This window comes from Actinomadura sp. CNU-125, assembly GCF_001942465.1.
Lineage (GTDB): Bacteria > Actinomycetota > Actinomycetes > Streptosporangiales > Streptosporangiaceae > Spirillospora.
In genome coordinates, this window is the sequence record NZ_MKJY01000196.1 from 1 (window position 1) to 10,117 (window position 10,117).

Genomic DNA, 10,117 nt, shown 5'->3' on the forward strand with positions numbered 1-10,117 from the left:
GGCCGGTAGCGGCCGGTAGGCGGCCGGTAAGGCCGATCTCGTCGGCGTTGTCGGCGCCGCTGTCGTGCGCCGGACGTCCGGACGCGCGCGCACGGTCGCGGCGCCGGGGCGGAGGGACGGCCCGCGACCGGTGTGCGCCGGTCTCAGGCGCCGGTCAGCTCGTTCGGAGGCTGCGGCAGCGTCGCCGTCGCCTTCACCTCGCCCGATTCGAGGTCGACGGCGTGCAGCGTCCGCCCGCCCGGGTCGGTGACGTACGCCGTGTGGTCGCGGACGTAGAGGGCCGGACGGGGCTGCTGCCATTCCAGCGGCTCCCGCCACTCGCCCATGATCTCGATCTTCTCCGAGACCTCGGCCTTCTCCGGGTCGATGACGTGCAGCGACCGTCGGTGCCCAGGACCAGGGCCTCCCCGTGCGGCCCGCGCGCCAGCGAGCGGAACGTGTAGCTCGTCCCCAGATCGACCAGTTCGAGGTCGCCGGTCCGGGTGTCGATGAGGGAGACCCGCTCGGGACGTTCGAGTTCGGCGTCGGCGTCGGTCTTGTAGTCGCCGAGGACGATCGGGGACTCCTCGTGGCCCGCCTGGTTGCCGATGCGTCCGTACTCGTCGGGCGCCTCGACCTTGCTGATCTTCCCGTCCCGGTAGACGAGCGCGCCGTTCTCGCAGCCGATGACGACGGCCTCGCCCCGCGCGGTCGCCTCGCCGTGCACGCCGGGGCAGTCCTCGTTGCGGGCGATCTCCTCGCGGTCCGCGTCGAGGACGTGGACGCCGGTGCGCTCCTCCTCGGTGCCGAGCGTGGTCAGCAGCTCGCCGTTGGACAGCGCCACGGCCACGCCGTGGTGCGCGTGCTCGCTGTCGTGCGTCTCGGTCTCGGGCAGCCCGCCGCCGCCGAGCCCGGCCGGGTCGAAGACGGTCACCTTCCCGGTGCCGTCGGAGAACAGCACGGTCTTGCCCGCGTGGTGGACGACGTGGCCCGGCTTGGGGGCGGCGAACTCGTCGTCGGTGAGTTTCGCGGCGGCGGCGTCCAGGACGCGGAACCCGGTGGACGTGGAGACCATGACGTGGCGGCCGTCGCCCGCCGGGTTGACGCGGTTGAACCCGTCCAGGGGGATGTCCTGGACGACCTTGAGCGTGCCCGGGTCGATGACGTACAGGCCGCCGTCGTAGGTCGCCACCAGCGGTTCCCGGACCTGGACCGCCGCGGGCGACGTCGTCGCGCCCCGCGCGGCGGAGCCGGAGTCGCTCTGCCCGCAGGCGCTCAGCGTGAGGCCGAGCGCGACCGTCAGGGCGGGCAGCGCCGTCCGCGCTCGAACGGGGTGTTTCATCTCTCGTCTCGCTTTCTGGGGGATTTCACTGATCGGTGAGGCCGGTCGTGACGGCCTCGGTGTTGGCGCGCATCATTCGCAGGTAGGTGGGGGCGCCGCCGTCGGCGGCGGTGAGCGACTCGGAGTAGAGCGGGACGACGTCGATGTCGAGCCCGGTCTCGCGGGCCATCACCCGGACGAGCCGGTCCGGCTGGGACGAGTCGGCGAACACCGTCCGGACGCCCGCGCCGCGGACCGCGTCGGCCAGCGACTTCAGATCGGAGCCGCTCGGCGAGGCGAGCGTGGTGCCGCTCGGGATGACGGCTCCGATGACCTCGAAGCCGTAGCGCTGGGCGAGATACCCGAAGACGTGGTGGTCGGTGACCAGGTTGCGGCGGCCCTCCGGGATCTTCGCGAACTCGCCCCGCATCCACGCGTCGAGCTCCTCGACCCGCTCCCGGTACGCGGCCGCGCTCGCGCGGACTTTCCCCTCGTCGACGCCGTCGACGTGCTCGACGACCCGGTCCGCGATGACGTCGACGGCCTTGAGCACCCGGACGGGGTCGGTCCAGAAGTGCGGGTCGGGTTCCCGGGCGGTGCGGCCCCCGGCGTAGGGGATCGGGTCGACCTCCTCGCCGACGGCCAGCGTCGGGACGCCCTGGCCGGCGGCGGCCTCGACGTTGCGGGCCACGCCCTCCTCCAGGCCGAGCCCGTTGTGGACCAGCAGCGCGGCGTTCTCGATGCGGGCGGCGTCCCGTGCGGACACCCCGAACGAGTGCGGGTCCGCGCCGGGTTTCATCAGGACCGTCACGTCCGCCTGGTCGCCCACGATCTCGCGGGTGATGTCGCCGAGGATGTTGGTGGTGACCACGACGCCCGACCGTCCGGTCCCGGGCGCCGAGCAGGCCGTCACCGTGAGGAGCAGCGCCGCGAGCAGTGCCGCCGGCAGGGCGGCGAGGCGCGTCACCATCCCGTCTCCACCATGTGCGCGGGGGAGAACGGCAGGTCGAACGTGCGCGCCACCCGCAGGTCGTCGTTGTAGTCGATCTCGTGGACGGCGCGCGCGGCCGGGTCGTTGATGTACGCGCGCGCGGTGTCGACCTCGATCACCGGGACGGCCGCGCCGTCGACGTCCTTCAGCAGGTCGGTGGCCGCCAGTTCCTCGCCGGTCTCCGGGTCGTAGGAGCGCAGCGTGCCGTCCCGGCCGAGCAGCAGGACGGGCGAGTCCTCGCCCACCGCGTTCACGGCGAGCGCGGGCGCGTCGCCGACGCGGTTCCATTCGCGGGCCCGGACGTCGAGCACCCAGGCGCCCTCGCCCTCGTCTCCCGCCCTGGCCGCCAGCACGTCCGAGCCCGGACGGTGCCGGAACTCGACGGCCCGCTCGTCCGGCGGGACCTCGCCGGGGTAGGGGATCTTCGTCGCTTGGAACGTTCCATCCTCGTGGGCGACGAGCAGCGCCCCGTCGGCGCAGCCGAGGACGGCGCCGCGCCGGGTCGTCGCCTGCCCGCGGGGATCGGGGCACGTCTCGGGCAGCCGCGACACGCGGCGGCCGTCGCGTTCGTGGACGGTCACCTCCCCCCGCCCGGGGGCGGCGACGAGCAGGTGCTCGGCATGGGCGACCCCGGCCCGCCCCGGGATCCTCGCGACCTCCGCGATCTTCCCCGCGTCGAGGGCCCCGCGGTCCAGGACGCGCACCTCGCCGCCGCCCGCCAGGACGGTCACGGCGACGTCGCCGCTCACGCCCCCGCGCACGTCCCCTTCGAGGTCGCCGACCATCCGGGCGCCGGTCCGGTAGTAGTGCACGTGGTCGCCGTGGTCGACGGTCCACGCCCCGGAGTCGACGACGCGCGCGCCGTTCGCGGTGGCCAGGTAGGCGAACCGCCCGTCGCTGCGCGCCGCCGTGACGCCGGCGGCCTCCCCGGCGGGCGAGGTCTCGCCGGTCGCCGGGTCCAGCAGGTGGACCCGGCCGCCTCCGGCCTCGGTCAGGACGAGCCGGCCGCCTGCGCCTCGGCCGTCTCCTCGGCCCCTTCGACGTAGCCGTGCGGGGCCGGTTCCGCGCCCGCGGACCCGTCCGCGCCGCCGTCGCCGCCGGAGGCGCCGCACGCCGCGAGGACGAGCCCCGCCGCGAGCGCGGTCATCGGCGCGCCCCAGCTGGGCGCGTCTCGTGCTGCCACAGATCATGACGAGTACTCGGGTTCCTTTCGTGGGGAGCCGCCGGGACGCGCCGGGGCGCCGCGCGGGCGGCGGTCGCGCAGGCCGGCGCCCAGCGCGGAGAGGAAGAACAGCGCCACGGCCGTCGCGGCGATCGTCGCCCCGGCCGCGGTGCCCAGATGCCAGGAGACGAGCAGGCCGGTGACCGTGGACAGCGCGCCGAGCAGCGCGGCCCCGGCCATCACCGCCGGGACGCTGCGCGCCCACAGCACCACCGCCGCGGGCGGCGCGATCAGCAGCCCGAACACCAGCAGGGTGCCGACCACGTGGAACGACGCGGTGATCGCCAGGGTCAGCAGGCCCAGCAGCAGCGCGTTCGCCGCCCGGGGCCGCATGCCGAGCGTCCGCGCCTTGCGCGGGTCGAAGGTCAGGGCGACGAACGAGCGGTGCCCCGCGGCGGCGATGACCGCCGCGACGCACAGCGCCGCCGCCAGCACGGCCAGGTCGCGCGGGCGCACGGCGAGCACGTCGCCGAACAGGAAGGCGGTCAGGTCGACCGCGTAACTCTGCGAGTGCGACACCAGGATCACGCCGGTGGCGAGCATGCCGACGAACAGCAGCCCGATGCCGGTGTCGCGGGACAGCCGCGGCGAGCGCGACAGCGCCGTGACGCCCAGCGCCATCGCGACCGCGCTGAGCAGGGCGCCGACGAACAGGCTCCCGTTCAGCAGCGACGCCGCGGCGACGCCGGGCAGCATCCCGTGCGACATCGCGTCGCCGAGGAACGCCATGCCGCGCAGCACGACCCAGGTGCCCGCCAGCGCGCAGATGCCGGAGACCAGCAGCCCGCCGACGAGCGCCCGCTCGACGAAAGACACCCCAAAGGGGGCGAAAAGCCACTCCATGGGCAAGGATCGTACAATGAAAACCGTTATCGTTTGCAAGGGAGCAGTGATGGACGAGACGGCGATCACGATGCGCGGGATCCGTGCGGGCTACGGCGCCACGACGGTGCTGCACGGCATCACGGCACGCGTGCCGCGCGCACGGGTGACCGCCCTCGTGGGGCACAACGGTTCGGGAAAGTCGACGCTGCTCGGCGTCCTCGCGGGGACCCTCGCGCCGACGGCGGGCACGGTGGAACGGTCCGGCGGCGGCGGGCGGCCCGCACTGGTGCTGCAGCACACCGACGTCCCCGCCGCGCTGCCCATGACCGTGCGGGACGCCGTGGCGATGGGCCGCTGGGCGCATCGCGGCCGGTGGCGGCCGCTCACCCGGCACGACCGGACCGTGGTCGCGGACTGCATGGAACGCGTCGGCGTCACCGGACTCGCCCGCAGGCAACTGGGCGAGCTGTCCGGCGGCCAGTACCAGCGCGTGCTCATCGCGCAGGGCCTCGCCCAGCGCTCCGACCTGCTGCTACTGGACGAGCCCGGGGCGGGCCTCGATCAGGACGCGCGGCGCCGCATCCTGGAGATCTTCGCCGAACTCGTCGCGGACGACGGCGTCACGATCGTCCACGCGACGCACGACGCGGACGCCGCCGGGCGCGCCGACCACCGGCTGCTGCTGAAGAACGGCCGCCTGCTCACCGGGGAGGCGCCCCCGGAGGCCCCGCCGGAAACGGCTCAGAGGTAGAGGCCGGTGCCGTGCTCCGGGCGCTCGCTGGCGATCGCGTGCAGGTCGCGTTCGCGCATGACCAGGTAGTTCTCCCCCTGGATCTCGACCTCGTACTGCTCGTCGGGGTGGAACAGGACGCGGTCGCCGGGCTTGACGACGCGGACGTGGTGGCCGACCCCGCAGACCTCGCCCCAGACCAGGCGGTTGGTCTCCTCGACCGTCGCGGGAATGACGATCCCGCCGGTGCTGCGGCGTTCCCCGCTGTCCTTCTCGACTCGGATCATCACGCGGTCGTGCAGCATCTGGACTTCGAACTTCGGCTCGGACACGCGGGCGAGTTTAGTCGTTCGTGCGGGTGAGGGCGTTCCACGCGTCCGCGATGATCTCCGGGAGGGCGCGGGACGCCCGCCAGCCCAGGTCGGCGCGGATCGCGGACGGGTCGCAGACCAGCTCCGGCGGCTCCGGGCGGGCGGGCCGCCGGAGGGCGGGGACGGGCCGTCCGGTGACCCGCTCCACCTCCGCGATCACCTCGCGGACGGCCGCGCCCGTCCCGGTGCCGACGTTGTAGACGCGGTCCTCGCCGGGACGGGCGCCGCCCTCCAGGGCACGGACGTACGCCGCCGCGAGATCGTCCACGTGCAGGTACTCGCGGACGGCCAGCCCGTCGCCGTTGATCTCCAGTCGCGGTGCCCGCCCGGCGGCCACCGCGAGCGCCTTCGGGATCAGCCGGGTGGGGTCGGGGTCGGGACGGCCGTCGACGGAACCGGACACGTTGAACGTGCGCAGGATCGTCGCGCCGATCGCGCCCGTGCGGGCGTGGTCGCGGATCATCCGCTCGGCGGCGAGCTTCGCGGCGCCGTACGGGCTGCCCGGCGCCGTCCCGGCGGTCTCGCGGATGGGCTGCTCCTTCGGCGTCCCGTAGACGGCCGCGGTCGAGCCGAACACGACGCGCGTCCCGGCGCGGCCGACGGCGCGCAGCAGCGCGAGGGTGCCGTGCACGTTCGTCTCGTAGTAGGCGAGCGGGTCGTCGAACGACTCGCGGACGCGGGTGAGCGCGGCGAGGTGGCACACGCCGTCGTAGGGGCCCGCCGGGAGCCCGCCCAGCAGGTCGCCGCGGACGGGCCGGACGCCGCGCGGGAGCGGGGCGTCGCGGCGGACGAGCCCGTCCACGTCGTGGCCCGCCGCCGCGAGGCGCCGCGCGACCGCGTAACCGATGTAGCCGCCCGCGCCGGTCACCAGAATCCGCATATGTCGAGCATCGCCGATCAGGCGCCCTGGTGCACGGGCTCCGGCCGCCGGTTCTCCTCGTAGCGGGGGAACAGCGCGATGGCGGCGAGGGCGACGCCGAAACCGGCCGTGCGGAGCAGGAACGGGCCCGCGTCGCTCGGCCAGTCCTCGCCGAACAGGACCGACCCGCTGACGATCAGGTACAGCCGCCCGATGACGGTCAGCACGGCCGCGACGATCGCGATCCGGCACCGCTGCAGCGCGACCTGGAGCTGGCCGAGCGCGATCGCGGCGAACCCGAGCGTCAGGTACGGGTACGGCGACTCGATGATCGCCCACAGGCTGCCGGTGTCGGCGTGCACGATGGCGATGCCGCGGATCCCGGCCTCGGCGAGGCCCGCGCAGGCCCCGGCGCCGATGCCGTAGGCGACGCCGGAGAGCCGCCGCGCGTGCCGTCCGCCGGTCCGCCGGTCCCCGACGAGCCAGACCAGGGCCGCGACGAGGAACGCCGGGACGCACATCGCGAGCATCGGCCACGGCCCGGTGAGGGTGCCGATCAGCGTCGCGTCGGCGACCGGCTCGCCGGCCGGGTCGGCGGACATGCCGATCAGCAGCGTGGACAGGACGAACAGCGCCATGCTCGTCCATTCGCGGCGCGTCAGCCGCTCGTCGAGGAACCACACGGCGTACGCGACGAGCAGCACCAGCCCGACCGCGAAGATCGGCTGGACGAGCGTGAGCGGCAGCAGCGTGAACGCGACGATCTCGTAGCCGAGCCCGAGGAACAGCAGCAGGCCGCCGCCGAGCCAGATCGGGTCGGTCAGCATCAGCCGGGCGACGCGGAACGGCCGTCCGCCGCGCAGCGGCTCCATCCGGCGCGCGGACACACGGAAGATCAGGAAAGCGACGTAGTAGGTGGTGGTCGCGATCAGAGCGAGGGCGAAGTGGCCCAGGTCGTGCATACGTAATGACCTCTCGGCGTGCATGGCGAAAGACGCCGCTCGCGCGCCGGAGGAGCGACGTGCGCTACCAGCTTGCCCGGCCGGACCCTCCGTGACAAGGGATCAGTCGTATCTGCGCCCGCGGGTGGACGAAAGCCGCGCCACCAGACCCTGCGGGAGGAGCCGGGTGAGGCCGACGATCGCCTTGTACTGGACGCTCGGCACGCTGACGCGCACGCCCCGGCGGAGGTCGCGGAGCCCGGCGTCGACGACGGCGTCCTTGTCCAGCCACATGAAGCCCGGGACGTCCGACATGTCCATCCGGGCGCGCTCGTGGAACTCGGTGTGCACGAAACCGGGGCAGAGCGCCATGACGCGGACGCGGCCGTCGGAACGGGACGCGATGTCCTGGGCGACGCCCTGGCTGAAGCTCACCACCCACGCCTTGGACGCGCCGTAGGTGCCGCGCGTCGCGAACGCCGACACCGACGACACGTTGATCACCCCGCCGCGGCCCCGCTCCAGCATGCCGGGGACGGCGGCGCGGGTCAGCCGCAGGACGGCCTCGCAGTGCACCTTCAGCATGGTGAGCTCGTCGGCCACCGGCACGTCGAGGAAGACGCCCCGGTTGCCGAATCCGGCGTTGTTGACCAGGAGGTCGACGCCCTCGCGGGCCCGTGCCTCGGCGGCCGCCAGCCCGTCCTCGGCCGACAGGTCGGCGGTCAGCGTCTCGGCGCGCACCCCGTACCGTCCGCGCAGGTCGGCGGCGGCCGCGTCGAGCCGGGCGGTGTCGCGGGCGAGCAGCACGAGGTCGAATCCGTCCCGGCGCGAGCGCCGCGCGAAGGCGGCGCCGATGCCGGCGGTCGCGCCGGTGATGAAGGCGGTCGGCATGCCGTGAGCCTACCGAGCGGAAACTACCGGGCGTGCCTCCCGGCCGGTGCGGGGCGCGCGCGGAAGTGGCGCGGGTCGGGACGGCGGGTGGCGCGGCGGTAGGCGAACGTGAACCCCGGCCAGTTGTTCACGACCGTCCCGTCCGCCTGCCGGTACCAGCTCTCGCAGCCCGCCTCCCACACGGTGGCGCGCATCCGGTCCCGCATCTCGCGGACGAACGCGTCCTCGACGTCCGCGCGCACGTCGATCCAGCCGAAGCCGTGCCGGCGCAGGACCTCCACGCAGCCGAGGACGTACCGGAACTGCGACTCCAGCATGTAGATGATCGAGTTGTGCCCGAGGTTGGTGTACGGGCCGTACAGCAGGAACAGGTTCGGGAAGCCGCTGACGGTGATCCCGAGGTGGGCGCGGGCGCCGTCCCGCCACGCCTCGTTCAGCTCCCGCCCGTCCCGTCCGACGATCTTCATGGGGGCGAGGAAGTCGGTGGTGCTGAACCCGGTCGCGTAGACGAGCACGTCGGCGGGGTGCTCGCCGCCGGGCGTCGCGACGCCGGACGGCGTGATCCGCTCGATCGGGTCGGTCATCAGGTGGACGTTCGGCCTGTTCAGAGCCGGATAGTAGTCGTTGGACACCAGGATCCGCTTGCACCCCATGCGGTAGCCGGGGACGAGCGCGTCCCGCAGGCCCGGGTCCGCGACCTCGTCGCGGAGCCGCCGCCGGAACCTGCCCTCCATGAGCCCCATCAGCTTCGGGTACTTGAAGAACCCCAGCGCGCGCGATTCGAGCTGCGTGTAGATGCGGGCGCGGCTCAGCCCGTACGCGCCCGGCACGGTGCGGAGCACGGCCTGCTGCCACGCCGGGTACGGCCGGTCCGGCTTCTCGATCACGTACGGGGGCGTCCGCTGGTAGATCCGCAGCTCGGCGGCCTCCCGCGCGATCTCGGGGACGATCTGGATCGCGCTCGCGCCCGTCCCGACGAGCGCGACGCGGCGTCCGCGCAGGTCGACGCCGTGGTCCCAGCGGGCGGAGTGGAAGGCGGGCCCGGCGAACGACTCGCGGCCCGCGATCTCCGGCAGCGCGGGCCGGTTGAGCTGCCCGGACGCCGACACCAGGACGCGCGCCTCCAGTTCGCCGCCGGTGGTGGAGACCCGCCAGAGCGCGGCGCGCTCGTCGAACCGCGCCTCGGTCACCTCGGTACCGAACCGGATCTTGTCGAGGACGCCGTACTTGCGGGCGCAGTGCCGCAGGTAGTCGAGGATCTCGGGCTGCGGCGGGAACCGGCGCGTCCAGTCCGTCTTCGGCTCGAAGGAGAACGAGTACAGGTGCGAGGGGATGTCGCACGCGGCGCCCGGATAGGTGTTGTCGCGCCAGGTCCCGCCGAGGTCCCGGGACTTCTCCAGGATCACCACGTCGCGGATCCCGGCCATGCCGAGCCGGACGGCCATCCCGATGCCGCCGAACCCGCTTCCGATGATCACCACGCTGTGCGTCATGGGCGCCGTCCCGAATCTGGTTCTGTTCAGGTCTGCTTCGAGCGTAGGTGACCATGAGGTCACTGACCAGAGCGGCGGAACGCCCGGTTTTGTCGGGCGGCTCTGCGACGATCGTCCGCATGCCGACCCTGGACGCCCCCGCCCTCGTCCCCGCCCGGGCGCCGTGGGCCGCCCCGCTCCGCGCCCTCGCGGACCCGGCGGCCGAGCTCGTCCGGCACCTGCGGAGCCTGTCCGGCCCGCGCCCGTCGCAGCGCTGGCGGCGGACGTGCTCGCCCTCGCCGACGCCGCCGAAGCGCGCGCCGCGCTCGCCGAGTCCGGTCCGGGCGCTCGCCGAGGACGACCCGATGTGCAGCGAGCACCACGGCCCCGCCGACCGGCTCGGCGACCACGGGCACCACGAGCACTACCTGGTCCACGACTCCGACGGCGATCTCGCCCGCGGCGCCGTGTGGGCGGCGGCGCTGACGGCGGCGCGGCGGCGCCGCGGCTCGCGG

10 protein-coding genes and 1 pseudogene are annotated in these 10,117 nt (G+C 74.1%); 2 read left to right on the plus strand and 9 right to left on the minus strand.

Annotation, left to right across the window (positions count from 1 at the left end):
• Positions 1-143: 143 nt before the first annotated feature.
• The 4 genes and pseudogenes from aztD to aztB form a co-directional block, all read right to left on the minus strand.
• Positions 144-1,321: pseudogene (aztD, locus tag BJF79_RS22360) on the minus strand (zinc metallochaperone AztD).
• 25 nt (positions 1,322-1,346) lie between these two features.
• Positions 1,347-2,270, minus strand: coding sequence for a zinc ABC transporter substrate-binding protein AztC (gene aztC, locus BJF79_RS22365; RefSeq protein ID WP_075900187.1), 924 nt, complete (start codon positions 2,268-2,270; stop codon positions 1,347-1,349).
• Positions 2,264-3,481 carry a hypothetical protein gene (locus BJF79_RS22370; RefSeq protein ID WP_262402414.1) on the minus strand — a complete coding sequence of 406 codons (1,218 nt, stop codon included), beginning with the start codon at positions 3,479-3,481 and terminating at the stop codon, positions 2,264-2,266. Before BJF79_RS22370 ends, aztC begins: the two co-directional genes overlap by 7 nt.
• Positions 3,478-4,356, minus strand: a complete 879-nt coding sequence (gene aztB, locus BJF79_RS22375) for a zinc ABC transporter permease AztB (RefSeq protein ID WP_075900189.1) — start codon at positions 4,354-4,356, stop codon at positions 3,478-3,480. Before aztB ends, BJF79_RS22370 begins: the two co-directional genes overlap by 4 nt.
• 49 nt (positions 4,357-4,405) lie before the next feature.
• Between aztB and aztA the strand changes: the two genes are divergently transcribed.
• A complete protein-coding gene (aztA, locus tag BJF79_RS22380) occupies positions 4,406-5,089 on the plus strand; it encodes a zinc ABC transporter ATP-binding protein AztA (protein WP_075900191.1) in 684 nt (227 codons plus the stop codon).
• Here the strand turns inward: aztA and BJF79_RS22385 are convergent.
• The 5 genes from BJF79_RS22385 to BJF79_RS22405 all read right to left on the minus strand — a co-directional run bounded on the left by BJF79_RS22385 (position 5,080) and on the right by BJF79_RS22405 (position 9,623).
• On the minus strand, positions 5,080-5,400 hold the full coding sequence (locus BJF79_RS22385; protein ID WP_075900193.1) for a GroES family chaperonin: 321 nt from the start codon (positions 5,398-5,400) through the stop codon (positions 5,080-5,082). The genes aztA and BJF79_RS22385 overlap by 10 nt on opposite strands.
• A gap of 10 nt (positions 5,401-5,410) precedes the next feature.
• On the minus strand, positions 5,411-6,319 hold the full coding sequence (locus tag BJF79_RS22390; protein ID WP_075900195.1) for an NAD-dependent epimerase/dehydratase family protein: 909 nt from the start codon (positions 6,317-6,319) through the stop codon (positions 5,411-5,413).
• A 17-nt stretch (positions 6,320-6,336) separates the two neighbouring features.
• Entirely contained in the window at positions 6,337-7,260 is a 924-nt protein-coding gene (locus BJF79_RS22395; protein WP_075900197.1) for a DMT family transporter, read from the minus strand.
• A 102-nt stretch (positions 7,261-7,362) separates the two neighbouring features.
• Complete coding sequence (locus BJF79_RS22400; RefSeq protein ID WP_075900199.1) at positions 7,363-8,130, minus strand: SDR family NAD(P)-dependent oxidoreductase; 768 nt, start codon at positions 8,128-8,130, stop codon at positions 7,363-7,365.
• Between the two features lie 23 nt (positions 8,131-8,153).
• On the minus strand, positions 8,154-9,623 hold the full coding sequence (locus BJF79_RS22405) for a flavin-containing monooxygenase (RefSeq protein ID WP_075900201.1): 1,470 nt from the start codon (positions 9,621-9,623) through the stop codon (positions 8,154-8,156).
• A gap of 119 nt (positions 9,624-9,742) precedes the next feature.
• On the opposite strand from BJF79_RS22405, the gene BJF79_RS22410 reads away from it, so the two are divergent.
• A partial coding sequence (locus BJF79_RS22410; protein WP_262402415.1) for a hypothetical protein occupies positions 9,743-10,117 on the plus strand: 375 nt, incomplete at its 3' end.